This is a genomic window from Serratia sp. CY83965 (assembly GCF_052166375.1).
In the GTDB taxonomy this organism is placed as follows: Bacteria; Pseudomonadota; Gammaproteobacteria; order Enterobacterales; family Enterobacteriaceae; genus Serratia; species Serratia marcescens.
Map to the genome: position 1 here is coordinate 483,763 of NZ_JBJNOV010000003.1, position 23,744 is coordinate 507,506.

Here is a 23,744-nt window from a genome sequence, read left to right on the forward strand (position 1 = left end):
GAAAGGTTGCGTATTTAGGGTAATGTTATTTACCAGAGTTATTTTCTGAATGTCTCTTTCATGCCATTTAAATGAACTGGCTTAAAATAAATATCATGCATCCGGCGAATATCGCCGTGTATATCAATGCTGACGATGACATCAATGCTTTTTAGTACCTTGCGTAACAGCACATCAAAAGGAATATTCCGGCAGTCGGGGTTTTCATAGCAGCGGTCAATGATCCCTTCAATACATTCTTCCGGGCTGCCCGCATGCAGGGAGGTGATTAATCCCTCATGCCCGGAACCAATAATTTTCAGCGCGTCCCATGCCTCTCGCCCGCGAATTTCCGCCAGCAATATCCGGTCAGGGTTCATGCGATAATTAGCACGGATCAGTCTGCCGGGCGTGACAATGGCGTTGTCCCCGGCATCCGCCGGGTAAAAAAGATGAACATAATTGGCGTGGTGATGAAAACGGATTTCAGGATTATCCTCAATCGTTATCAACCGGAGATGCAGCGGAATATAATGCAGCAGCGTTTTCATATAGGTGGTTTTGCCGGAGCCGGTTTCACCCACAATAAAAATCGTTTTGCCGTATTCCACCGCCTTTTCCATAAAACGGGGGATGTTCCCGCTTTGATATAACTGAACCAGTGCATCATCCTGGCTTTCCGTTTTCTCCTGACCAGCCACACGCTGATAAAATCCTGCATCAATCCATGACTGATGTGTTTTCTGCTCAAACGAAGGCTTGCGCAGCGTAATGGATACCGTATTACGCTCACAGGCCGGGGGAATAATCGTCTGAATACGTTCGCCGGATTCGAGAGTGGCCGACAGTATCGGTGACGTATCGTCAATATTATCGTCCTGCCAGGACGCCAGCGCTCTGGCAAAAGCATGACACTGACGCAGCGTGACCGGGGATTCATGCCGCTGCCATGCCCCCTTTATTTTGGTGTGCAGTTCCCCCGGTCGGTTAATCGCGATTTCGGTCAGCCCTTCGACTGGCAGATAATCACCGAACAGCTGATTTTTCATAAAATCCAGTGACAGGTTTTCAGCGCTCATACCATTTCTTTTTCAGCCGTAGTTGATAAACAGAGGAAAAATCAATATCCGTACCGGTCATGATGCCGATCACATCGCCCTGGTTCAGGTACATCGTGGGCGGGATACTGATGCTGTTTTCCAGCGTCGTTTTCGCCATTTCCGCCGTGGCGGCACGGGTGTTTTCGGTATAGTCGGTATTGCGGTCTTTACCCGGCGCGGCCTCTGATGCCGCTGCCGCCACGTCCTGCACGGTACTCAGCATCAGGGCGTTGCCGAAACGCTCCCAGAAATGGCTGTCGATCCAGCCCGCGATCCCCGCCTCACCGAGCGGGCCGGTGGCCTGCGTATCGGTGAGCGGGATTTGCAGGCTGCCGGGCTCTGGCGTGCGCAGCTCCGTCCACAGCACAAACATCCGGCTGCGCCCATGTTGCAGTGCGCCGGTGCGGTAGACACCACGGGCGACCGTTCCTGCCGGGATCAGTTTCACATGGTTACTGGCGCTCCAGACATTTTCACCGATCAGGCAGGAGATATGACCGCCAACATCGGACACGAAGCGCCGCATCATCGAACACGGAATATAGTGATCCACCGGGATATAGAGATCGGGATCAAGGCCCAGCCGCCTGACACCGGTGACGCGGGCAACGCCCGGATTGTCGTTGTTATTGCTGCCTGCCGGTGCTGTCGTATCCGGGCAGCGCAGGCGTCCATCTTCGCCACTGACCAGTACCGACTGACAGGATGTGTACGCCGTGGAGGCAGACAGGCTGTCCGACGTTCCCGCGCTGTTGCGCGGTTCGCTACGGGACGTGTAGGCATTGCCGCCAGCCGTTGTGCTGCTGTTCAGCCCGTCTGCAAGCGCTGCAGCCTTGTTCAGGGCGGGCGGTTCCGCTGGCAGGGCTGGTCCGGTAGTGACGGTCTGACGGGCCGGGTCTGCGCTTTTCTGCCTCCCTGGCCCGAACAGGCCAAACGGGTTACTGTCCATGCCCAGATTCTTACGCTCCTGCTGCACCGCCCCGGAGGAGGGCGGCGGCGCGGTGTCAGATTCTTTCTCATCACCCCTTTTCAGGGCGCTGAGAAGACGATCGCCACCGGATGCCAGCGCGATGACCAGGACCAGACTCAGCAGGCTGACGATCAGCGTGCGGCGACCGGACGTCTTACGGAAACGGGTCACTTCCGGCTGGCCGGGCGGCGTTTTCTGCTCCGACTCCTGATATGCCATTGCCGCGCGGGCGCGTTCGCGGGCTTCTGCTTCACGTTCTGCGGTGGTTTTTTTCGGTTCGTCCGGGAAAAATTTGTCGGTCATTTTGCCTCCAGCGTAACGGAGGGTGAAACAGTGTCACTGTTGGTCAGCGGGATACGCCCGGATCCGTCGTTTTCGACCCCCACCACCGAGGTGCCGTAACGCAGAACCAGCTGCGTCGATGCCGGAACCACCACCACGGTGTAACTGCCCCGTTTAACCGTTCCGGGCGTGACCGCCTGCTCCTGGCCGTTAACCACCCGGAAAACGGAAGGCAGGGTCTTCGTGGGGGAAAAACCGATATACGCGAAACGACCGTCATCCCAGGTAAAGTCCGGGGCGATGAAGGCTGAGCCTGCTGCCACCCGTTTTGTATAGCGCCAGTTGCGCGGAGTGGTAGCCTTCCCGAATGCCGCCGCTATCCGCTTGCGGTCCAGTGTTTCCTGCTGTCGTTGCTGACGGGTGGCGCTGGCAGCGGCTGACTTTTTCCTCTGCTCATCGGGATAGCGGTAGCGGATAACAAATGCCTGAACGGGCGAGTCTTTATCCAGCACGTTCAGCTCCAGGCTGTAATCGCGCTTCGAGGTCACCACGAACAGATTGGTTTTCCAGTCTTTTGCCGTCGGCAGAAACACCTGGCTGACGGTGTTGCCGCTGGCATCCGTGACCGGCTGGGTAATCGGGTTCGGGCTGACGCCCACCCGGTTATCGCTTTTCGTCACGGTCCAGCCTCTGGGAAAACCCGCCTGCGCATCGATAACGGTTTCATCATCGTCAAACACCAGCATGGTGACGTAGCCGGGGCGGGTACTGACGACCGTGGCGTTCTGGCTGTTGTACGTGACGTTCTGCATCCGGCTGTCATACGCGCTGCCGCGCGGTGTCGCGGAGCTCCATGCCACACATGACACCAGTAAACCCGTGAGGAGCAGAATGTATTTCAGCATCATTCCCCCCTCAACTCTTTGTCGCGCTGGTAGCTGGTGACGATAAAGCCCAGCGGGTTCACTTCGCGCTGGCTGTCGGTCAGTTGCCGGTGCGGGACGTAGCGGTATGTGAGGCGGATATTCCAGACATCCGTTTTCACGGAATTATCAGCAATACGGCGGATAGTGCGCTTGATACGCAGGGTTGCCAGATTATCCGGCCCGGTGGCAGGCGCATGCACATTGGAAATAATGTCGATATCAACAACATATTCCGCCTTGTTAAAAATCACGTCCGGTGCCTGGTCACCGTTAAACCCGTCCAGATAGTCCCGGTTCACACTGTCGCTGTTAAATAACTGCACGTCGTCATAATCACGCTGGAGGGAGAAATAATTATATCCCTCGCGGAGTCTGACATAGTGTGCTGCCAGTGAATGCGCCAGTGCCTTTTCAGACGAAATATCCCGCTCCTTCACGCGGGTCATATATTCATAGCGCCCGGTCTGTTTATCCACTGACCATAATTCAGTGTCGGTGGTTTTCAGTGGCAGCAGAATAATAATGGCCGCAATCGGCATTGCGGCCAGAATCAGTCCGGCAGCGGCCACCCGCCAGGCGGTTTTTCGGGAACGCTCTTCCTTTTCCAGCAGGATGGATTCAAAAGAGCGGGAAACATTAACAATGTTCTGAATATCAGACATGGTGAGTGAGCTCCTGAATGATGGTGGGGGAATTTACCGGCTCGGGTTCGCCGGATACCGGCGGGAGGTTGCCCTGATGCCGTGCGCAGCCCGTGAGCGCGCACAGCATCAGAAGGAAGATGCTGAATTTCATGGAACCCCTTATCGTATGGATGCAGGAATGCCGCACCGGTGGCGCAGGCCATGGCTTGACGGGGAAAGGAAATTAAGGGTCGGGAAGATTAACGGTGACGCTGCCGGTTCAGGCGTTTCATGCTTTCGATGGCGGCGGCGCGTTTCTGCCAGGCGCTCACGGTTTTACCCGCGCCTGCGCCGGCGAGCCTGCCGGCCGCCGCGGCGGCGGCCATGCCGCCTTTCGCAGCCAGGCGGGCTCCGCCCTTTACCCCCGGCCCGGCGAGGTCGGCGGATTTGTTCGCCAGTCCGCTCAGGCCACTCATGGCGGCACCCTGCAGCACTGCCTGTACGGCGGCCCCGCTGAGTGCGCTGGCGAGCTTCGCGGAGAACCAGACCACCACACCCGCCGCAATCCCGGCCAGCAGGCACTGCGCCGCCAGTGTTACCATATTGGTTTCAGCGGATGTTTTTGTTGCAGCATCCAGTATCTTATGCAGGTAATTAATGGCGATACGGATGGATAAGGCAGAAAACATGATCGTTAACATTGCCGCGAAAATTGTTCTCAGCCAGTTATCGAACATCGGCTTAAGAAAACCGTACAGCAGGCAGAAAATAAAGAGCGGCGCGGTGGTCGTCATTAACAGGATGGTGATTTCGGCGAGCAGATTGACAAAGGTGGCTGCCATTAGCAGGACAATAGAGCCGCCCCATACCAGGACTTCGGCAAGGCCACCATTCAGTTTGACGTAAGTTGAGGTGTCCATATTAAATAACTTTTGCCCCAGCGCCTGTGCCTTTTCCCAGACGGTATCGAGCAGCGCCCAGACGTTATCATCGCCGCTGATACCGTCTTTGAGTCCCTGGATAGCCGCTACCGCCATATCCAGCCAGCCATCAAGATTTAACGCAAAGGTGGTGATCAGCAACATGCGGCCCACATCCCAGGCGACATCTTCAACCGGGGTCCGGAGTTTGCCAGCCAGCGTCTGATAACCGCGAAACAGTATAAACAGGGTAAAAGAGCTGACGATGATGACGCTGATCATCGTGCCGTAAGTGGAAGATTGACCTTCCAGTACGGCATTCAGTCCATCCATGATGTTTTTGTCCATACCAACAAAAATGCCACCGGACATGGTGCCTCACCTGATATATAAAGAAAGGATATAGAAAACAGGGAGGACTCCCTGTTTTGCTGGAGGAAAAATTACTGTGTCACTGCATTTCGTTTTTCAGCTTCCTGCTGAAATATCGCCTCGAATTTCTCCTTAACCCCGGGCTGGCCTTCCTGTGCAAACATAAGTGCTGCCCGGTGGGCAAATTCGCAGTTATCGCTTGCCTCACCATCCTTCAGGCATTGCGTATAAACCACATAAGTTTCGTCAGGATGCTGCTTATACCAGGCTTCGGATTTGGTTTCCTGGCAGCCGGACAGTAATATCACGCCTGAGAGTGTGTATAAGGTGAACAATGATCTGAGCACGGATAACCTCCTTATAAATTATTAAGGTCAGCAACAGGAGCCGTTAGCTGCTGCTGTTCAAAGGCTTTCTGTCTTTGCTGTTCCAGCAATGTCGTTCGCTGTTCAGCCTGTCTGACAGACATCTCCCACTGATTCGTCAGCGCATTTAACTGTACGCTTTTCGCCGCGATGGCGTTAGCCAGATCCTGAGACTCTTTCGAGTCCTGCGCATTCGATATACGGTCAGATAAGTCTGATATATCGCTGAGTGTGTTGTTTATCCTGTTTTCAACGTCAGTGGTATTCTCAATCGCCATTGCCTGATTGAGGATCATCTGTTTGCAACTGTCGGCCAGGGCCTGAGACTTTATTCCTTCCTGTTCCTCGCTGCATACGCTGAATGATTTGTATTTATTGTAAAGGTTTTGCAGTTCAGCAGAATATGAGCTGTTTTGCGTGGTCAGCAGATCATCCAGTGAAATACCGCTCTTACGGAGATTATCAATATCGGTTTTCAGGCTTCGGGCATCGCTGAGAAAACCCTGAATATCCCGCACGCCGGTTGCAGTAGCTAACTGTTTTTTATACGCATCAAGTTCACTTTTATAATGGGTAACTGTATCCTCCCATTGCTGTAATTTCTGCATCCACTGGTTACTGGATTCGGTATTCTGCACGGCGTCGAAAACCGGTATTCCGGCGCTGAACGCCTGCGTCGGGAAAAATAACGATAATGCCAGAAAGGTGTATCTGGTACGCATATCAATGACCTCCGTATGAATATCAGATTGCCCGCTCAAGGAAGGTTTCTTTCCATTCATCAGGTCGCATGCCGTCCTGATAAATGGCATCGAATATTTTCAGGTTGTCCTCACTGCCGCTGAGGAGCCGGGTGAGTTTACCCAGCCCGGACAGATCCATTTTTGCCATCGCCACAAACGGGCGGGTTTCCCCGGCCCGCAACGGTGTTTTCAGGATGACCATGTAATGCTCGCCCGGATCCAGATTCCTGACCGTGTCATAAACGCTGTCCGGCACTTTCATTTTTTCCACGTAATCCGCATGACTGGCCTTCGGGTTGGCGAGGAAAATCTGGGTGCCGCACTGTTCAATAATCGCCGGGGCGATGGGATGTCTGACGATTTCATCCGGTGACTGTGTTGCGGGGACGAATATGCCGTTCAGCTTGCGGATAACTTTCAGCATATTGAGCGAGAAACGGGAAAATTCGACATCGGACAGCCAGCGCCAGAACTCATCCATAAACATCACCAGGCGGCGACCGTCCAGCAGGCTGGTCACGCGATACAGCAGGTAAAAGGTCACGGGGCCGCGTATATCGTCATCATCCAGAAATTCGGTGCCGTCGATACCAAAGTTATCGACATCGCTGATGGTGAAAGTATCAGCCTCGTTATCAAACACCCAGCCGAACTCGCCCCCCTGCGCCCACTGTTTCAGGCGAATACGCAGCCCGTTGGTGCGGGCGTCTGTGGTCGGCGGCTCCGGCAGCACTTCCAGCAGCCGGGTGATCCCGAACCGGCGGTACTCCGGCGGATAGCCCAGCATGATGGTGTCAACGGCGGCACTGATCCGTTCCTCATCGCGTGGATCGAGCGGCTTACCGTTACGGCGGCACAGCATGCGCACCAGCCGTTTGATGAAACTGATGTTCCGGCGGGTTGGCTCCAGCGCAAACGGGTTGAATCCGGTGGGCTCGCCGGTACGGATGCGGAAATAACGCCCGCCCGCCTGGCGGATCGCCATCTCCGCCGCCCGGTCCTTATCGAAATACACCGTGGTCAGCCGTTTGAGGGTGGCAGAAGGCGCGAATGTCGCCGGGTTGCGGTACTTCTGCATCAGTTGTTGCACGACCGTCATCAGCAGGGTTTTGCCGGAGCCGGTTTTCCCGATAATTGCCGTATTCCCTGGCGTTTTCTCACCGGTGTCATCCCGCCCGGCCTGGCTGTCGTGAAGGTTCAGGTAATACCCGCCACCGCCGGGCGATGTGAGGATGGCGATGGCTTCCCCCCACGGATTGCCGCTGCGTTTGTGGGGATGGAAGTTATGCAGGCAGGCCATATCGGCAAAATTCTGGCTGCTGACGGCTACCAGTCGGGGACGCAGCGTATAGACGCCCGGCAGTTGCGCCAGATATGCGGCGGGCAGTGACAGGGTGGAGAGCGTCGTCATAATACCCAGATCGGCGAAGGGCTGGGCCAGAACGTTAGTGTCCTTCACCACCTGTCCGGCACTGTCTGAGGAGATCAGCAGGGAAAAGTGGAATTTACCGCACGACACATGCCCGGACTGGAGCAGGTCGCGCAGGACAATCAGCTCTTCGCGCTGGGAAGTCGCGTCGTCGTCCGTGGAGTTAAGTCGTTTTTCCGCCAGCCGGATATGATTCTGCGTCTCATCCCGTGCCATGCAGGTAAAGGACTGCGTCAGAACATACTCGCTTTCGGCGTACAGCAGCGCATCCAGCATACCAGTATGGGTTTCCGGGGAATAATCCTTAATCTCCAGGCTGCGGAAGAAGCGGGAACCGCTGACCGTCTGGCATTCACCGGTGTCGGTGGTGAAAAAGACGTCTGGCGTACTGAGCGTTTCATAAAATGGTGAGCGCGTTACGGCCACTTTCTGCCACTGGCCGGTAAGCAGACGATGGAAGAACGCCAGTTGTGAGGAATACACCCGCCCGTTTTCTTCATATATCCCCAGCGGCGTTGCCATATAGCGGGATAATGAAGATTCCAGTGCTTCGCGGTATTCCAGCATGATTTTGAGCGCGTCATCCAGTGCTGCCTGGCGTTTACCGTACGACTGCGCTTTCATGGTTTTCTTCTCAATCTGAGAGAACGGCGCGTAGCAGACGGTGAAAAACAGTCGGTGCCGCCAGAACGGTTTTTCTTTTACCGGCTGGTAATACCGCCGGGTCACGTCATCGGAAAAGGGAATACCCGAACAGGCTTCAAAAGCATCATGGTATTTTTCACGAAGCCGGTGAATATAGAATGTTACCGGCAGACCCTCATACGAACGAATAACGTTATTCAGGTGCGTAGCCATCAGGGTCAGGTGATGTTCGTCTTCACATTCAAAGACCGTGCCGCCCAGCTCCCAGGTGGCAACCAAATCACGGTGACGATTTCTGATGACGTAGAGGTGAATATGGGAGGAATACGGAATATATTTATCCAGCGTAATACGCTCGCTTAATTTCATTTTCTGAATAAACTCCGAGATATCAACGTTATCGTACTGGTTTGCCAGCAGGGCATTCGCGCCAAAATGGGTGTTGGTGAAAAGCCGTCCACGGGTTTTAAATGCCAGCCAGAGCAGACTGAAATAATGAATGTCCTTTCGGGTTTTATTTTTCATTTCCGCCCAGGCAGGAATGAGCAGAACCGCCAGGTAATAGCTGACATAGACCGCCAGCAGGACGATGGCCCCGCTGACGAGAACGAACGGCACCAGAGGAATACCCATAATGGCGGCAGGCCGCGTAAGCGCTTTATTCAGCGTAGCCATCGTTGTCTCCCTTATGACGCCCAGTAGGCACCGAAGCCGGATGCACCGACAATCAGGATCGCGCCGATGATGACGTTACGCATGTCGTGCAGGCTCTTGCCGTCGAACAGCACCTTGTAGCCCACCCACATGGTCGCCAGCGTGATGGTGACGGCGGCCAGTCCCAGCAGGCCGGTCGAGGTATTGCTCAGTGTTTCATTGGCCTTGTTAAAACCACTGTCCGCCGCCAGCACCGGGGAAGACAGCAGCACGGAAGCAACAGCGGAGTAACGGCGTTTACGCATGATCATTTCTCCTCATCAGGGATAACAGGGATAGCGCCGCGAATGACGGAACCGGGATAATGCAGGGAAGTCAGGATCGGCGCAGTGGCACCGGCAGGCTCGCCGCGCAGCACAACGGCGGGATAACGGACAGACGGCTGTGCGTTCCGGTCAGGGGCACGCAGCCGGTCTTTCCGCGTGGACGGGACGACATAGCCAATGCGCTGCACGTAGCTGGTCTGGTTAAAGGCGGATTCCGGCCGCTGGCCGGTTTCAAAGTTGCCGGAGTAGTAACAACTGAGCGCCCGTTTCAGTGTTCCGCCGCGCCGGTAACAGTCGGCGAGAATGCGCTCAAATACCGACAGATTGATGCAAGGGTTAAGCAGGTCGCTGGCCGTGACGCCGTAATGGCGGAAATTGATGCTGGTGATTTGCATAAGGCCGACCGAATAGCGTCGGCCCTGTGCAGCCAGCTGTCTGGTGAGGCGGATCGCCTCCGGCAGACTTGTGGGGAAATGTGAAATCACGCCCCGGCTGTCTGGCAGAATTTCAGCAATGGCGTAAGGGTGGAAACCGGATTCGACCCGTGCGACATCAAGCGACGTGGACGGGTGAATACTGGCGGCGCACTGCACCGCCAGTGCCAGAAAGGCAGTGGTGGAAAGCATGCTGGCCTCGTAACAGAGAGACCGGCGGCTTATAGAAAAATACGCCGCCGGGGGAGAAGAAGAGAAAATGGATTAAGCGGCAGAGGCATCCTGTGAAATGTCACTTTCTTCTCTCGGTTCAAGTAGCACCAGTCTGCCGGAGACGGCAATACCGGGTATCAAAACGATATTCAGACCGGGCTTGCCGTTATGTGCGAAGGCCACGCCAACTTTTGTCCAGTACGTGTTTTTTTCGCCCTGAGCATCGGGCTGGCTTTCCTGGGTAACAAAGACGTGATAAACGGGTTTTCTCATGGAATTTCCTTTAATTAAAAACAGTAAATGAAATAAACCAGTCACATCCCGGTTCTGCATTCCGGTTTTAACGGGTCAGCGAGAACATTCAGCGGCACCCTGAATTGTGGTTACGTGACAGCCCGATCCATTTTGTTAAAGAGCAATACCCGGCCCGGACGAATTAACGTCCATCTGGGCAACCATGCTGTAATGGCAATTTCAGGATCGGATATTTAGCACAGGATATAAACGAAAAACTCAAAATAAAAAGAAGAGAGATTAATAAATGGAAAATTTAAGATGCTATGAGAAGGATAAAAGTATAAAAGTATAAAAGTATAAAAGTATAAAAGTATAAAAGTATAAAAGTATAAAAAAGAAAATAGAGACTCATTTAAATTTAATGAGAATGATAAGGACGTGCAGAGAAATAATATCTTCGCACGTCATTGTTGCCATGATTAACGTTTACGGCGCTCAAGTTTTTCCTGACATTCCGTACACGTGGTTACGCCCGGCAATGTCTGTCGTCGCTTTTCAGGAATGGGTTTACCGCATACACGACAGTGGAGTAATGACGGTTCTGACCCAGGTTTAAAACGATTCTGTTCAATCATCTCCTCCAGTCGCTGCTCATTAAATTCCTGATCGCGGTCGATCTCATCCGGCATGTGGCGTCCTCCTGTCAGCGGCAGCGTCCTGTTCGCACAGTGCGATACGTTTCCAGACCATGGTGAGTGATAGCCCTTCGACCTTACGCTTCAGGGCTTCCGTTACCTGCATCATGGCAATCAGTGCGTCAGGCGATTCGAGGTTGCCCACCCGGCACTTCTGCCATTGCCGCCAGATCTCGGCATCTGTCTCTTCATCCGGCTCAGGTGTACGTCCATATGGCACGCTGACACCCAGCAACCGTCGCTGAAGGCAGACATCATTAGACGTCAGGCCAAAGTAGTGGTTGAGCAACGCGATAGAACCGCCCAGCCGGATAGCCCGGTTAATCTGCTGCTGCTGTCGGTATTCCTGTCGGGCCTGCGCCAATAAATGATGCAGAACATCATGGCGGACACTGACCGAAACAAAGGGAGCCGCCGCCCGGCTGACAGCAAACAGTTCATCGAGTGATAACTGATTAAGAGCATTCATTTCTTCGAACGTGAATCCGAGGGACTCACAGTGACGAATATTGCCTTCTTTCAGAGCGTGCAATGCATCAGTTAAGATGGTGTAATTAATTAATGGAATCATTCTGTTATCTCCTCAAGCTATATGGAAAAGTTGAGCAAATAAACGGACATTTTTAACTGATCTAACGTCCGGCTAACTTAAGATTGATCCATTCATCAATTTCCGATTCGAGCCAGGCCACACTGGCCGGGCCAATTTTTATTGAACGTGGGAAAGAACCATTTTTCATATACAAGTAAATTTGAGAGCGTTTCAAACCGGTTTTTTCTTCGACCTGTTTTAAACGTAATAACTGATGTGATGTCATTGTATTCTCCTATTGTGGAATGACTGGTGCATGTCCAGAGAAAATAAAAGAACACAGCAGTAAGCTTAGGAAAAGCCGATAGCACCTTATTACTGATGGGAAGATCCTTAGTACGGTTTTGTAGTGAATAAATAATACGTTATTAGTTGTATAAGGATGTGGAGAAGGATAGTTGTGCTGCTGTGTAGTTTTCAGCGTTTCGCTGCTGCAATGGTGTCATGGCTTAGCGTGATAATGAGGACAATAAAAAGATGCGGTTAAATACATTCATTGTGAATTTCAGTCAGGGGGGCGTTACCACTCTGGTGGTAATGCGCTATGAAGCATCGCCATAGAAGTGTTCTGTGTGGTCGAAACATATATGCTCAACTACTTCCTTAACACAATGCTGAATTGATTGTGCTTCCCGATCATGTATAGACCGATCCAACAGATATAATACCGTCCTTTGATTCTTGTTATCGTTAAGGCGGCTGAGGCAATAAAGTCCTGGCTGGAGGTTCCATGCGGTAAAGATTCTGTAGTGTGATCCCCCGCACAGGAAGACGGATATGGCAGCTCTATGACTCACCTCTGGTTTCTTGGAAAACTTGATGTCGCTAATTATCGGTTAAGTGTGCGCTTGTTTTCCGTTCGGCAAAATAGTGTGCTGGTGTACTGCCCATGGTTTTTTTGAACATGGTGATAAACGCATTAACCGATTCATACCCCAGATTAGCTGCAACATTCTGAACCGAAACGCCGCTGGCCAGTTCCCGGAGAGCAATTATCAGTTGCAGTTGCTGACGCCAGCGTCCGAACGTCAACCCGGTTTCGCGCAGCATTAAACGCGCGAGAGAACGCTCGCTAAGCGCCAGTCTTTTTGCCCATGTTTTGAATGTGCTTCGGTCATCAGGTTGACTGACCAGAGCATCGGCCATGGCGCGGATTTTAGGATGCGACGACACAGGGAGGCTCAGTTTCTGCTGAGGCATGGTGGCTAATTCATCAAGTGTTACTCTGGTCAGTCTGGCTAGATGGCTTTCTGGTGGGTATCCGACGCCCTCGTGGGTTAAACGGGCAATGAGTTCTTTGATCAGACCAGAAATGGCCAGAGTGCAGCATCGCTCCGGCAGCTCGGCGGCTCCAGGCTCGATAAAAAGATAGTTGAGATGCGCATTCCAAGTAGCTTTTGCGCTGTGCGGCACTCCCCCAGGGATCCAGACGGCACAATCAGGCGGCACGATCCAGATATCATTTTCGGCGCGACAAATGACCGCTCCATAGAGGGCAATAATCAATTGCCCTTTGCGGTGCGTATGCACAGGCACTTCGGCCGCGTAATCGACAAAATCCAAATGACGCGCGACTGCGGGGCAGGAGGTGGTATCCGGATCGAACAGCGTATTGGCGAGTGGGGGCAACATAGATTGGCAACATTTAGGTATTTTTTGACAGAATAGAGTATTTAAGTGGATATGCAAGCCGGTAATAATTTCCGGCATGAAAAAATTAACGCGAGTTACTTTCATTTTTTTACACACGATATGCCATCGTCTTCGCGGTATGGCTTCTCCTTCACTACTGAATGATGCGAACGCTCTGCTCTATTCGGCGAAGAGTTTTACCGCTGCGATGCTCGCATACTATATTGCATTATCAATTGGCCTAGAGCGGCCTTCCTGGGCAATTATCACCGTATATATTGTTTCCCAAACCTCCGTCGGAGCATCGCTAAGCAGAAGTTTGTATCGTCTGGTGGGAACGGTAATTGGCGCTGGCATGACGGTATTAATTGTACCCACGTTCGTGAATTCACCCGTATTTTGCAGCGTGATACTGGCAGGCTGGATTACATTCTGCCTCTATCTGTCCTTGCTGGAACGTACGCCCCGGGCCTATGGTTTTGTCCTTGCTGGTTACACTGCGAGTCTGATTGGCTTCCCTGCTGTATCCGATCCTGGCGCGATTTTTGACATCGCTATCACTCGGGTACAGGAAATCATGATCGGTATCTTCTGCGCGGCACTTATTCATCGCTATGTATTGCCCGCGCGCATCTCAGGTCAGTTCAACAGTAAATTATCGCAGACGCTGCTCGCGGCGCGACAGCGTATCGCAGAGACTTTAACAGGCAAACCCGATCCTGTTTCCTCGCCGCTGCATATGGCACTGGCATTGCAGTTCCTGCAGGGCATCAGCCATCATATCCCTTATGATTTTGCGTTCTCTGTACCGGTCCGGCAAGCGAGAAAAAGGCTTCATGACAGGCTTGCGCGATTAGTCATTGTTAACTGTGAGTTACGTGACCGTTTAGCGCTGATAGCGAAGATACCTTTCGATGTGCAAATTTTAATGGATGATGTTGAGGTCTGGCTGGCCTGCAAAGATGAAGGAAAATTTAAAAGCGAGGGGGAAGCGCTCAAAAAACGCAGTGAAAAATTACTGCAGCGCTATGTCGTACATGAGTTGACGTTTGTAGAAGCACTGCATGTAAGTTTTATGCGCTACCTGACAGAGGCCATTGTCCTCGTGCAGCAGTGCTATCGTCTTTCGGATGCCATTCATCACGCGAATCAGATGCCTGCGCACTCAGAAATGAATGACGTGAAAGGGTATGTATTCCACCGCGATCCTCTTACTGCTGCCCGCACCGCATTGGGCGCTTTCACCATCATTTTGAGCGGCTGCATGGTGTGGATTTTCTCGGCATGGCCTGATGGCGGTACGGCAGTATCTATCCTTGGCGTTTGTTGCACACTGTTTGGCAGCTTCGATACGCCTGCCCCGCATATTGTGAAATACATCATTGGTTCCCTCTGGGGAGTTGTGATAAGCCTGATCTACAGCTTCGTTCTCCTACCGCAAGTCAGTGATTTTATCGTGCTGGTAGTGGTTCTAGCTCCGGTATATCTGCTTGCCGGATCGCTCCAGGCACGGCCGCCCACTACTTTTATGGCGATGGGGATCACACTGACGCTGCCTATTTTGTGCGAGCTGGGTGCTCATTACAGCGGGGATTTTGCCGTGGCGGTGAATACCTCTATCGCATTATTTTCTGCAACTGGCTTTGCGGTATTCAGCATGGGCTTTCTGCAGACTGTGCAGGCAGATGCGGCAATAAAACGCCTGCTTAAATTATGCCAGCGCGATATTAACCGCAGCGTGAAAGGTGTGTTGAATACTGATGAAACTCTCTGGATCAACCTGATGATCGATCGGGCTGCGTTGATACTGCCGCGTTTGCCGCGCAGCGGACAGTCATCAGAACAGGCATTGAATCATCTTTTGCACACCCTGCGTATAGGCCTGTGTGTAATGCGATTACGCCGATGGGATGCGCATGCAGACAAAGAAATAAAAGAGGTTCTCACTTGTCTTACACACTCGACGGATATTAACACCTTACTTGAACGGATTGTCAGCCTGACTGAGCGTAGCCTGTCCGTAGCAGATGAACTATCGCGGCATCATGTTAATCAACTGGTTGATCTGTACTGCGCATTAAGCACTCAGGAAATGGAGCATGCCGATGATCAATGATTTCAATATTGAGGGCGTTTTTGTACCCGGTCTACTGTTAATTTCCCTCGTCGCGCTCACCTGTACGCTATTACTCGTGCAGCTTTTCTCGCTAAGCAAGGGTTACCGTCGCTTGCCGTTTCGCCCGATGATCGATTTTTCCATCTTTATTATTACTTTTTACCTGTTGTTGCAGGGACTGACCGAACTGGGGTTTTTAAAATGAAATCGTTACTTTCTCTACTGGGCCGCTATTTGCTGACGCTCAGCGCTGTGGCGGTTGCTACGCTTTTGGCTTTTATTCTCTGGAAACATTATGTGCAAACTCCCTGGACCCGCGATGGTCGGGTTCGTGCGGATGTGGTCCAGATTGCGCCGGATGTCTCTGGACCGGTTCTGAATGTGGCCGTCCGCGATAATCAGTGGGTTAATCGGGGCGATGTGCTCTATTCCATTGACCCGCACTGGTTGAGGTTGGCAGTGGTCAGCGCCCAGGCTGATGTTGAGGCGAAACGTCATGAAATGCTGATGCGCCAGGATGCGGCGAGGCGACGCTCTCAGATTAAAGGGGTGATTTCCAGCGAGGATTTACAACAAACAGCCAGCGCAGCAAGCGTCGCTGCGGCTAATTACCACGGTGCACTGGCTGCGCTGGACCTTGCAGAGCTTAACTTATCGCATGCTATTGTTCGCTCTCCGGTTACGGGCTATGTCACACATTTGCGGCTTCGCCCTGGTGACTATGCCACAGCGGGAGAAACTAAACTTTCCATCATTGATGCCAATAGTTTTTGGGTGGTTGGCTATTTTGAAGAGACTAAGTTGCAACATATCCGCACGGGAAATACTGCACACATTACGCTGATGGGATTTAAGCCGGTGATCACGGGGCATGTTGAGAGTATCGGGCGCGGAATAGATGATAACAATGACGAGACCGGGGGGCTTGGCCTGCCTAATGTCGAGCCAACCTTTAGCTGGGTGCGGCTCGCGCAGCGTATCCCGGTTCGGATTCATATTGACAGATTGCCGGAGGGAGTTGAATTGGTGGCTGGACTGTCTGCGAGTATATCCATCACACCATAATAAAAAGTATGGTTTCTATTGAGGATTTATGCAGAACTTAGGGATTGTCAGCTCTTGAACTATATGCCTGATGAAAATGTATTTCTAGTAGAGTAATTCTAAGGTTTCGGTTATGAAAAACAGAAAAGATTTTGTAAATGACTTAATTATCTGGATAAGCAAAAATATAGAGATGCCACTAAAAATTGATGATGTGGCTATCAGGTCCGGATATTCAAAATGGCATTTGCAGAGACTGTTTTTTTCTGAAACAGGGCAGAGCCTGGGAGGTTTTATCAGAGAGAAAAAATTATGTCTTATTTTAGAGGCTGTTATCACAACAAATGAACCTTTGATAAATATCGCGATGCGATTTGGCTTTGACTCTCAGCAATCATTAACCAGGGCATTTCGGAAAAGGTATAATGTCCCACCGCACCGGTATAGAAAAAATGCCGTAAATATTAAAAGCAAGTCTTCTAGGGAGTAAGGTAATTACTCGTATCATAAGGATGAGTTTTTAAATCGTTAGTAACTATCTGGATTACGGACGGGTTCATCTAGTAATCATGGTCTTAGTACCTCAGTTATAGATTTGTTGAACGAAATGAAATCACTCATTTATTTCATTGTAAATGAATCTAAGTCTTTCTGTGCAATGTATGTTTTCGTGTTTTTACATGTGTAATGTATTGGTGAGTAAGTTTTGGATTCATTAATTGGAATGTAATTACGAACCCATGTGTGTATTTAATGGTTGGATAAAATAAGGTTAATCTATTTTGCGCATTTTGGATTCGATCGAACCTATGCAGGTCGGCTAAATCCTCCTTGAATAAGGAGTGGTTTTTATGTATATGTGGGGCTGTGAGCATTTAAGTACTGTTTTGTTTTTACATTTCTAATGCTTGGTAATTGATGATATGTATTTATACCCGTAATGCAGAAATATAATATCCCTTGAGGTGACAAGGAAAAAAGAGTCAAAAAAACTAATTATGTCCGTATTACTGATTTTAGAGTCCTTAATACGGACATTTGGGTTTGGTAAAATTCACTTGCGTCAATCCGACATTGATGTGGGGGAACCGCGTACGAGTGCAGTTTTTAACGTATCACCACTGAGCCTGTCGGTAATGCCTTCGTCAGATGCCCATTGTTCGAAAATAGATAGTAGTTTGTACGGTTTACTAATTAATGGACGGATGACTTCATTGTTTTTACAGGCCAGCCAGAAAAAACGAGATAGTGGTGTTGATATTCGCGTCGCAGATAATGGGGGCACTCTGCTATTGGTTATGATGTCAATGACTTTATCAAGTTCAGCATGTCGAATAACAAACCAGGCATCCCGAGGTAAAATATGAGCCGGGAAATACTCTTTCCCCAGGTAGTTATTTATCCTCTTTGAGAATATATCTTCATGTACATCTGGTGAAATGTTTTTAGGGAGTTGCATAATTTTTTGTGTTATTCTTTCTTCCCATGTCATTTTATCGAATAGTTGAAATGGTTCTCCTTGTAAGCTAACTGTTATGCCATGATTAAAATCAATAGCTCCTGTTACAGGTAATGGTATTTTAAGAGATTGGGCAAGTAATTTTTGTACTAGAACATATTCATATCCAATCAATAGAGTGTCAATAACTCTCTCTGTGGGAATGATATATTTCCCAGTAGTGCTAACAATAAAATTATGTCCTTCAATAAACGCTTTTTTGTCAAGAAGGCATAAACGATTTATTGATGACGTATCAGATGGTCTGAGCCTTACTTTGTAGCCCGACCTCTGTATTTTTCGTAATGTAATTGGCGACTGAAAGTAAATAGAGAGATGAATGCTGCCATGTAATGCATACCTGTAAATGTCACTTTTTTTTAATTTTCAGTCCTTTTTTATTTATCACTTCGACTGCTTCACGGATAGTCAGCCAGTCAGGCGAACTATAGTTTGTATTTGATAGTGTTTGTTTTTTTGACATAGTGGTTTGCCTCTATTTCTATTTTTTTAAAAAAATACCATGAATTTTCCAGTGAGATTAATTTCATGGTGCGGGATCTATTACGTTATAATATTTGGGTTATATTGACGCGGGGGCTTCTTAGCGTTTCAGCCCCCCATGTCCGGCCTCATATTTCGCAGTGATTGAAAAGAAGAACAAATATCAGGTTAAACTAATTCAATCCTCAAACATTATTTAAGTTGAATGGAAGACATTACATAAATCTGTCTGCTCCGCCTGATGCTTCAATTGTCTGTCCAGTAACAAACTGATTCCTCCCAGAAAGTAGGAACGCAGCAATTGCAGTAATATCTTCAGGAAGTCCAAAGCGGCCCACAGGCGTTTTCTCTTTACCCAGTAATGCCATTACCTCTTCGTCTGTTCTGTCAGCTAGTTCAGGACGACGATTGCGAACATTCGGTAGCATGTTCTGCGCCCAGTTATCCGTCGCGACAGCACCCACTCCGATCGCATTGACCAGAATGCCATCCGGAGCCACGCTAAGTGCTAAACTACGGGTCAGGTTGTTGATAGCGGCGCTCAGTGCGTGTGAGACGGTAAGTTGCGGATTAGGGTAGATACCGCCAATGGATGAGATATTGACAATACGCCCCCAGTTTCGTCTCTGCATCCCGGGGATGATTACCTTACAAAAACGTCGCATGGCGGAGAATTTGGTCTCAGTCATTATCTGCCAGTCTTCTTCCGAAGTGGTTAACAGCGTGCCCGCATGGGCTCTTCCGGCATTGTTCACCAGTAAATCAATACGCTGAAAAACCTTTTCCGCTTGTTCAACCACTAAAGAAGGTAGTTTGGGATCAGTCACATCCCCGGCAATAGGCAGCACCGAAACACCGTATTTCTCTGAAATTTTTTTCGCAGCAAGAATCAGCTCAGGTTCTCGTCTGGCCACCATGATTAAATGCACACCATTCATGGCCAATTCTTCACACATGCTGAAACCAATTCCGGTACGGGCTCCAGTTACCAGAGCCACTTTTCCAGTCAGTTTTAAATCCATTTGTTGCTCCTCAAGTTAAGCACAGTCAATAACATGAGCAGTATTAGTAACAAATCTCTTTTTCAGGAGCTTGTGCATCAGAATTCAGATGTCTGAAAAAAGCGGTCAAAGAGTTGGGTGTCGCCTTTGCTTATACTCCAGACAATATTGAGTTTAGTGCCAGGAGTGGTCAATGCGTTCGGACAATCACGAGCTTTCTTCTACCAGGATTCTTATGCTGGGGATTATTTGTTGTATTGTTGTGGCTAATATTTATTTTAATCAATCTGTCCTGAATTTAATTGCCGGATCATTTCCCAATGAATGGGGAGCTGTTTCTTTGATCCCCATGGTCACCCAGGTAGGCTATGCGGTGGGCTTATTCTTTCTGATACCCCTAGGCGATTATATTGAACGTCAGCGGCTTATCCTGCGTCAAGCGCAGGTGCTTTTCCTGGCAATGATCGGCATGATGTTATCCCCAACGGCGACAGTGTTGGTGTTCTACTCCTTCCTTACCGGGATGGCTGCAACAGTAGCTCAACAGATAGTGCCGCTTGCCGCCTCGCTCTCAAGAACTTCTGCACGAGGTAAAACCGTTTGTACGGTGATGAGCGGTGTCCTGGCAGGTATCCTTGCTGGCCGGGCTATCGGAGGCCTTATTGGTCAGTATGTCGGCTGGCGTGGCGTCTTTTTATCCGGAGCGATCATGACATTGCTGGCTATATTTTTCATCTTACGCATTTTGCCTACTCAGTCGTTGTCAACGCCAAAGTTTAACTATCTGGCGGTATTACGTTCATTAGGACTGCTGTGGAAAAACGAGCCGCAGGTGCGTGGTGCAACTCTTACACAAGTAATGCTGTTTGCCTCCTTCAGCGTGCTGTGGACCGTGCTCCCTTTCTGGTTAGCTCATCGCTACGATTACGGTGCAGGGATAACGGCACCCTAGCTGCTTTGGGGTTAATCGGTATTCTGTGTGCGCCTCTGGCGGGAAGTTTCAGCGATCGGCAGGGACCATTCCGAATGGTTGTTTTTGGTGTGATACTCATGCTGCTAGCCTGGACTGTTTTTTGGAGATGGAACAGTATTGTGGGTATGGTGGTGGGCATTCTACTACTGGATACGGGTGAGCAATGTGTACTGATAGCTAATCAGCACACGATTTATTCTTTGCGTCCGGATGCCAGAAACCGTCTTAATACATTATTTATGTGCGTTATGTTTATTGGCGGAGCATGTGGCTCACTGACTGCCACCTGGTTATGGGAGACAACTCATAGCTGGGCGCTGATTTCTTCAGCAGGGGGCGGACTCGTGATCATGGGGATGTTGATAGCCGTAAGACGTAAATATTCAGGCCCCTATTCGGGCACATAGCGCAATAGCACTTCTTACATCCGTCGCATTGTCTGAGTCTTCAACATCATGTAAAGCGTCCTGTATCAATTGCTTAGCAGCCCATTTTTCCCCAGCTTCAGCCTGCAATGTCGCCAATGAATAAGCAATACGGAGGGCCCAGCCATGAGCCTGTTGCTGGCGCGCTTTGTCCAGGGCCTTCTCCAACAGCAGGCGTTGTTTCTGAGGAGGTAATTGAGTGGCAGAAAGACGCATCAGCTCAGGCGTGCACCAGTTTTCATGATCCTGGCGGGTGGCTCTCAGTGATACCCCGGTATCAATTTCTGACAACAAGGGGGAATATTGCCAGTCTAATCCCATCGCCCGCAACGAGCTAAACAGTGTGGTTTGACTAACATCGGTATGACTGAACTGTTTGGCCCAAACAAGAAACAGCTCGCCGTATGTCTTCCAGAAATATAAATCATGCCTTTTTGCCAGATGAATCAGCCAGTTTGCGACCTTTATAACCCAACGCGGATTACGATCCAGTGCTGCTGTCATACAAGCGCCTTCAGCCAGTGCACAGCAAAGAGAACAGACATGCTGCAAACGAGCGGCTTTTTTAACACCGCGCCATGCCATCTGTTTCGCGGCCTTATACTCACCCTGTAACCAGAGTAAACGAGACAGAAAGGCCTGACCGGCGCTCTCTTGATCAAGACCAAAACGGAAAGAGTGGCTTAATTCACCATGTTCATACCAATCAAGAGATTGCTGGAGATAATCACGCCCTACATCATGACGGCCCAAAAAATGCAGGGATACACCGAGAATACGCAGCCCGGTTGCCATCGCCTCCTCGTCGGTAATGGACCGTGCTAGCTCGCACATAGATTGCGCATGCTCAAGCGCTTTATCCAACTCGCCAGTACGCAGATAATACAACCATAATCCGTAGTGTGCCTGTAAACGTATTTCTTTGTCGTCGAGCTTTTCTGCAATTGTCAGCGCGGTTTTCCAGGCTGAATGTGTTTCAGGCGTGGGGCCTTTTGCCCAGGTTGACGCCTTACCTGCTACAGCGCTGAGATTCATTCTCTGGCGTAGCGTTAATACTACCTGCGAAGTATTTTCATAAAGCAGAGGATAAATATGGCGCTGACATTCATCGTATAGTGAATATTCAATCCAAAAAGGGGTCATAGCTTGTAAGATCTCAAGCCCTTTAGAGGGAGCAGCTCCCTCAATCAACGTTTGCTGTAATACACTCCGCAAATCATTAAGTATATGGCTATAACGTTCACGCCATTGTCCTGTTGGCAGCATAAACCAATCATCTTGGGCCTCTTTTACCATAACTTTATAATAGTCGGCAAAACGGGCCTCAAGAACAGTATATTCACCCTGTTGCCTGAGTTTATCGCATGCGAACTGGCGCATGGTTTCCAGCAGGCGGAAACGGGTCTCTGGTACCTGAGTACTGACCTGAATCAGGGATAAAGACAGCAATCTTTGCAGATCGTCAACAACCTGCCAGCGATGCTTGTCTTTAATCAGCAGAAGGTCGCTTACTGATTTCACACTGAACATATCGGTATAGATCCCCAGAGAGCAAAATAATCGTTGTTCACGTGTGTTGAGCAACTGATAAGTCCACTCCAGCGCGGTCAGTATTTTCTGATGTCTGGGCTCCAGAGATCTGTGCGTATTGCTCAATAGCTGGAAACGGTCTTCCAGTCGGCTATAGATCTCTTTGACACTCATGACTGGCAGACGGGAGGCCGCAAGTTCAATCGCCAACGGCAGACCGTCAAGATGACGGCATAACTCGCCAATCAAAGACAGTTCGCTGGCTGATGGATGGTAATCATGTCGATTGGCCTGCCCGCGTTCGATAAAGAGGCGGACACTGGAAAAAGTCAGTAACTCGTGGGTATCAGCCTCTTCGCTCTCAGGAACTTGTAATGGTGGTAGTAGATATTGTTGCTCGCCGGCAACCTGCAACGCTACCTGGCTGGTCAACAACAGTTTGATATGGGGAGCTAGGTGCAGGAGCAACGTAATCACTGGTTCAAGTTCATTAATTACATGTTCACAGTTATCAATCAGCAGTAAACATCGACGCCGTGCAAGCTGTTGCCGTAAATCGGCATCATTATGAATGGCAGCTAATGGAAGATGGAGCGCTTGTGAAATAACGGATAGCAAGCTGGATGCTTCGGTGATATGAGCCAGTTCAGCCACACATATTCCATCAGGAAAATGCGTGTGTGTAAGACTGACGACTTCCCATGCCAGACGAGTCTTACCCACGCCCCCTGAGCCTGTAATCGTCACCAGACGGTATTGATCCAATAAGGCGCATAATTCCTGCACAGCTTTATCACGCCCCAGAATCGACGCTAGAAAAGGGGTAATAGCGGGCTCAGGTATTTTTGATTTAGAGAGCGGTTCAGTTGGCGATTTGTTGATATTAAAGCGATAACCACAACCAAATTCAGTAACCAGTAGATGGCGGTCATGTCCCAGTATGCGGCGTATAGCTGAAATTTGTGCCTGAAGATTATTTTCTTCGACGATTTCATTTCCCCACACTTGCGTAAGTAAAGATTCTTTACTTACCGCTTTACCTCTGGCACTCACCAGAGCAACTAGAACATCAAAAGCTCTGGCAGAAATTCTTACTGGCTTACCCCGATGTAACAGAATCCTTAGCTGTGGCCAGATTTGCCAGTCAGCAAAGTGAATCTCATCAATTGATATCATAGTGTTGAGATCTTCTGTTTTGAGCATCACGAACTCTCGCTATGGAGTAAGCCATTTCTAACGAAAGCGGTTATCAGAATCAGGCTACATGTTGAATGTGTTGCATAGGAGTATCACTATTCAATACCACTTTTACCGTTAATGATTATAAAGCCAATAGTGCTATGTGGCATAGCTTTGCGATCAAACTGGTGATGAAAACTGAACTATCTATGCCAGCCATATCCCATCAGGCCTGGCTGGAAAAGCACTCACATGGATAATCATTCGACCAGGGATTAACCTTCAAATAATAGCGTGTGTCCATAGAACATTTAAATAATGGTGGTACGGGATGCCA

24 protein-coding genes and 1 pseudogene are annotated in these 23,744 nt (G+C 49.9%); 6 read left to right on the forward strand and 19 right to left on the reverse strand.

Annotation, left to right across the window (positions count from 1 at the left end; all coding sequences use genetic code 11):
• Positions 1-38 precede the first annotated feature (38 nt).
• From virB11 to ACJ8PL_RS10350, 16 genes are all read right to left on the reverse strand, one after another.
• Positions 39-1,058, reverse strand: coding sequence for a P-type DNA transfer ATPase VirB11 (gene virB11, locus ACJ8PL_RS10275; protein WP_047740656.1), 1,020 nt, complete (start codon positions 1,056-1,058; stop codon positions 39-41).
• Positions 1,048-2,352, reverse strand: coding sequence for a VirB10/TraB/TrbI family type IV secretion system protein (virB10, locus tag ACJ8PL_RS10280; protein ID WP_047740658.1), 1,305 nt, complete (start codon positions 2,350-2,352; stop codon positions 1,048-1,050). The genes virB11 and virB10 overlap by 11 nt, the downstream gene beginning before the upstream one ends.
• On the reverse strand, positions 2,349-3,239 hold the full coding sequence (virB9, locus tag ACJ8PL_RS10285) for a P-type conjugative transfer protein VirB9 (protein WP_187143591.1): 891 nt from the start codon (positions 3,237-3,239) through the stop codon (positions 2,349-2,351). Before virB9 ends, virB10 begins: the two co-directional genes overlap by 4 nt.
• On the reverse strand, positions 3,236-3,919 hold the full coding sequence (locus ACJ8PL_RS10290) for a virB8 family protein (protein WP_047740661.1): 684 nt from the start codon (positions 3,917-3,919) through the stop codon (positions 3,236-3,238). The genes virB9 and ACJ8PL_RS10290 overlap by 4 nt, the downstream gene beginning before the upstream one ends.
• Positions 3,912-4,052 carry a hypothetical protein gene (locus ACJ8PL_RS10295; RefSeq protein ID WP_047740663.1) on the reverse strand — a complete coding sequence of 47 codons (141 nt, stop codon included), beginning with the start codon at positions 4,050-4,052 and terminating at the stop codon, positions 3,912-3,914. Before ACJ8PL_RS10295 ends, ACJ8PL_RS10290 begins: the two co-directional genes overlap by 8 nt.
• An 88-nt stretch (positions 4,053-4,140) precedes the next feature.
• Positions 4,141-5,172, reverse strand: a complete 1,032-nt coding sequence (locus ACJ8PL_RS10300) for a type IV secretion system protein (RefSeq protein ID WP_047740665.1) — start codon at positions 5,170-5,172, stop codon at positions 4,141-4,143.
• 71 nt (positions 5,173-5,243) lie between these two features.
• A complete protein-coding gene (locus ACJ8PL_RS10305; RefSeq protein WP_047740666.1) occupies positions 5,244-5,519 on the reverse strand; it encodes an EexN family lipoprotein in 276 nt (91 codons plus the stop codon).
• 11 nt (positions 5,520-5,530) lie between these two features.
• Complete coding sequence (locus ACJ8PL_RS10310) at positions 5,531-6,259, reverse strand: type IV secretion system protein (protein ID WP_047740824.1); 729 nt, start codon at positions 6,257-6,259, stop codon at positions 5,531-5,533.
• Positions 6,260-6,281: 22 nt separating this feature from the next.
• Positions 6,282-9,029, reverse strand: coding sequence for a VirB3 family type IV secretion system protein (locus ACJ8PL_RS10315; protein WP_047740669.1), 2,748 nt, complete (start codon positions 9,027-9,029; stop codon positions 6,282-6,284).
• An 11-nt stretch (positions 9,030-9,040) separates the two neighbouring features.
• Positions 9,041-9,319, reverse strand: a complete 279-nt coding sequence (locus ACJ8PL_RS10320; RefSeq protein ID WP_047740671.1) for a TrbC/VirB2 family protein — start codon at positions 9,317-9,319, stop codon at positions 9,041-9,043.
• Positions 9,316-9,960 carry a lytic transglycosylase domain-containing protein gene (locus tag ACJ8PL_RS10325; RefSeq protein WP_047740672.1) on the reverse strand — a complete coding sequence of 215 codons (645 nt, stop codon included), beginning with the start codon at positions 9,958-9,960 and terminating at the stop codon, positions 9,316-9,318. Before ACJ8PL_RS10325 ends, ACJ8PL_RS10320 begins: the two co-directional genes overlap by 4 nt.
• Positions 9,961-10,032: 72 nt before the next feature.
• Entirely contained in the window at positions 10,033-10,254 is a 222-nt protein-coding gene (locus ACJ8PL_RS10330) for a hypothetical protein (protein ID WP_040206867.1), read from the reverse strand.
• Between the two features lie 443 nt (positions 10,255-10,697).
• The gene (locus tag ACJ8PL_RS10335) at positions 10,698-10,907 is read right to left on the reverse strand and encodes a TraR/DksA family transcriptional regulator (RefSeq protein WP_047740676.1); all 210 of its coding nucleotides are present in this window, start codon (positions 10,905-10,907) and stop codon (positions 10,698-10,700) included.
• Positions 10,897-11,484: a DUF2857 domain-containing protein gene (locus tag ACJ8PL_RS10340; protein WP_047740678.1), complete on the reverse strand. Its 588-nt coding sequence runs from the start codon at positions 11,482-11,484 to the stop codon at positions 10,897-10,899. Before ACJ8PL_RS10340 ends, ACJ8PL_RS10335 begins: the two co-directional genes overlap by 11 nt.
• A 61-nt stretch (positions 11,485-11,545) precedes the next feature.
• Positions 11,546-11,731: an AlpA family transcriptional regulator gene (locus ACJ8PL_RS10345; RefSeq protein WP_032936812.1), complete on the reverse strand. Its 186-nt coding sequence runs from the start codon at positions 11,729-11,731 to the stop codon at positions 11,546-11,548.
• A gap of 599 nt (positions 11,732-12,330) precedes the next feature.
• The gene (locus ACJ8PL_RS10350; protein WP_040206914.1) at positions 12,331-13,137 is read right to left on the reverse strand and encodes an AraC family transcriptional regulator; all 807 of its coding nucleotides are present in this window, start codon (positions 13,135-13,137) and stop codon (positions 12,331-12,333) included.
• Positions 13,138-13,213: 76 nt separating this feature from the next.
• On the opposite strand from ACJ8PL_RS10350, the gene ACJ8PL_RS10355 reads away from it, so the two are divergent.
• The 4 genes from ACJ8PL_RS10355 to ACJ8PL_RS10370 all read left to right on the forward strand — a co-directional run bounded on the left by ACJ8PL_RS10355 (position 13,214) and on the right by ACJ8PL_RS10370 (position 16,787).
• On the forward strand, positions 13,214-15,253 hold the full coding sequence (locus ACJ8PL_RS10355; RefSeq protein WP_047740681.1) for an FUSC family protein: 2,040 nt from the start codon (positions 13,214-13,216) through the stop codon (positions 15,251-15,253).
• Entirely contained in the window at positions 15,243-15,458 is a 216-nt protein-coding gene (locus tag ACJ8PL_RS10360) for a DUF1656 domain-containing protein (protein WP_004899298.1), read from the forward strand. Before ACJ8PL_RS10355 ends, ACJ8PL_RS10360 begins: the two co-directional genes overlap by 11 nt.
• Positions 15,455-16,318, forward strand: coding sequence for an efflux RND transporter periplasmic adaptor subunit (locus ACJ8PL_RS10365; RefSeq protein ID WP_012539941.1), 864 nt, complete (start codon positions 15,455-15,457; stop codon positions 16,316-16,318). The genes ACJ8PL_RS10360 and ACJ8PL_RS10365 overlap by 4 nt, the downstream gene beginning before the upstream one ends.
• 112 nt (positions 16,319-16,430) lie before the next feature.
• Positions 16,431-16,787 carry a helix-turn-helix domain-containing protein gene (locus tag ACJ8PL_RS10370; protein ID WP_040206012.1) on the forward strand — a complete coding sequence of 119 codons (357 nt, stop codon included), beginning with the start codon at positions 16,431-16,433 and terminating at the stop codon, positions 16,785-16,787.
• 573 nt (positions 16,788-17,360) lie between these two features.
• On the opposite strand, the pseudogene ACJ8PL_RS10375 reads toward ACJ8PL_RS10370, so the two are convergent.
• Both ACJ8PL_RS10375 and ACJ8PL_RS10380 read right to left on the reverse strand, forming a co-directional pair.
• A pseudogene (locus ACJ8PL_RS10375) lies at positions 17,361-18,279 on the reverse strand (hypothetical protein).
• A gap of 235 nt (positions 18,280-18,514) precedes the next feature.
• Positions 18,515-19,321, reverse strand: a complete 807-nt coding sequence (locus ACJ8PL_RS10380; protein WP_099817082.1) for an SDR family NAD(P)-dependent oxidoreductase — start codon at positions 19,319-19,321, stop codon at positions 18,515-18,517.
• A 172-nt stretch (positions 19,322-19,493) separates the two neighbouring features.
• On the opposite strand from ACJ8PL_RS10380, the gene ACJ8PL_RS10385 reads away from it, so the two are divergent.
• Complete coding sequence (locus ACJ8PL_RS10385; RefSeq protein ID WP_227505319.1) at positions 19,494-20,252, forward strand: MFS transporter; 759 nt, start codon at positions 19,494-19,496, stop codon at positions 20,250-20,252.
• A complete protein-coding gene (locus ACJ8PL_RS10390) occupies positions 20,186-20,680 on the forward strand; it encodes an MFS transporter (protein WP_323808333.1) in 495 nt (164 codons plus the stop codon). The genes ACJ8PL_RS10385 and ACJ8PL_RS10390 overlap by 67 nt, the downstream gene beginning before the upstream one ends.
• Here the strand turns inward: ACJ8PL_RS10390 and ACJ8PL_RS10395 are convergent.
• A complete protein-coding gene (locus tag ACJ8PL_RS10395) occupies positions 20,657-23,431 on the reverse strand; it encodes a winged helix-turn-helix domain-containing protein (protein WP_047740687.1) in 2,775 nt (924 codons plus the stop codon). The two genes, ACJ8PL_RS10390 and ACJ8PL_RS10395, sit on opposite strands and share 24 nt — an antisense overlap.
• Positions 23,432-23,744: the final 313 nt, after the last annotated feature.

Bases quoted from the DNA above. Each gene is read 5' to 3' on its own strand.
- ACJ8PL_RS10330 (WP_040206867.1), bottom strand. From the start codon at position 10,254: ATGAGAAAACCCGTTTATCACGTCTTTGTTACCCAGGAAAGCCAGCCC.
- virB9 (WP_187143591.1), bottom strand. From the start codon at position 3,239: ATGATGCTGAAATACATTCTGCTCCTCACGGGTTTACTGGTGTCATGT.
- ACJ8PL_RS10325 (WP_047740672.1), bottom strand. From the start codon at position 9,960: ATGCTTTCCACCACTGCCTTTCTGGCACTGGCGGTGCAGTGCGCCGCC.
- ACJ8PL_RS10355 (WP_047740681.1), top strand. From the start codon at position 13,214: ATGAAAAAATTAACGCGAGTTACTTTCATTTTTTTACACACGATATGC.
- virB10 (WP_047740658.1), bottom strand. From the start codon at position 2,352: ATGACCGACAAATTTTTCCCGGACGAACCGAAAAAAACCACCGCAGAA.
- ACJ8PL_RS10295 (WP_047740663.1), bottom strand. From the start codon at position 4,052: ATGAAATTCAGCATCTTCCTTCTGATGCTGTGCGCGCTCACGGGCTGC.
- ACJ8PL_RS10395 (WP_047740687.1), bottom strand. From the start codon at position 23,431: ATGCTCAAAACAGAAGATCTCAACACTATGATATCAATTGATGAGATT.
- ACJ8PL_RS10350 (WP_040206914.1), bottom strand. From the start codon at position 13,137: ATGTTGCCCCCACTCGCCAATACGCTGTTCGATCCGGATACCACCTCC.
- ACJ8PL_RS10300 (WP_047740665.1), bottom strand. From the start codon at position 5,172: ATGTCCGGTGGCATTTTTGTTGGTATGGACAAAAACATCATGGATGGA.
- ACJ8PL_RS10315 (WP_047740669.1), bottom strand. From the start codon at position 9,029: ATGGCTACGCTGAATAAAGCGCTTACGCGGCCTGCCGCCATTATGGGT.
- ACJ8PL_RS10335 (WP_047740676.1), bottom strand. From the start codon at position 10,907: ATGCCGGATGAGATCGACCGCGATCAGGAATTTAATGAGCAGCGACTG.
- ACJ8PL_RS10365 (WP_012539941.1), top strand. From the start codon at position 15,455: ATGAAATCGTTACTTTCTCTACTGGGCCGCTATTTGCTGACGCTCAGC.
- ACJ8PL_RS10360 (WP_004899298.1), top strand. From the start codon at position 15,243: ATGATCAATGATTTCAATATTGAGGGCGTTTTTGTACCCGGTCTACTG.
- virB11 (WP_047740656.1), bottom strand. From the start codon at position 1,058: ATGAGCGCTGAAAACCTGTCACTGGATTTTATGAAAAATCAGCTGTTC.
- ACJ8PL_RS10340 (WP_047740678.1), bottom strand. From the start codon at position 11,484: ATGATTCCATTAATTAATTACACCATCTTAACTGATGCATTGCACGCT.
- ACJ8PL_RS10345 (WP_032936812.1), bottom strand. From the start codon at position 11,731: ATGACATCACATCAGTTATTACGTTTAAAACAGGTCGAAGAAAAAACC.
- ACJ8PL_RS10290 (WP_047740661.1), bottom strand. From the start codon at position 3,919: ATGTCTGATATTCAGAACATTGTTAATGTTTCCCGCTCTTTTGAATCC.
- ACJ8PL_RS10310 (WP_047740824.1), bottom strand. From the start codon at position 6,259: ATGCGTACCAGATACACCTTTCTGGCATTATCGTTATTTTTCCCGACG.
- ACJ8PL_RS10320 (WP_047740671.1), bottom strand. From the start codon at position 9,319: ATGATCATGCGTAAACGCCGTTACTCCGCTGTTGCTTCCGTGCTGCTG.
- ACJ8PL_RS10370 (WP_040206012.1), top strand. From the start codon at position 16,431: ATGAAAAACAGAAAAGATTTTGTAAATGACTTAATTATCTGGATAAGC.
- ACJ8PL_RS10385 (WP_227505319.1), top strand. From the start codon at position 19,494: ATGCGTTCGGACAATCACGAGCTTTCTTCTACCAGGATTCTTATGCTG.
- ACJ8PL_RS10380 (WP_099817082.1), bottom strand. From the start codon at position 19,321: ATGGATTTAAAACTGACTGGAAAAGTGGCTCTGGTAACTGGAGCCCGT.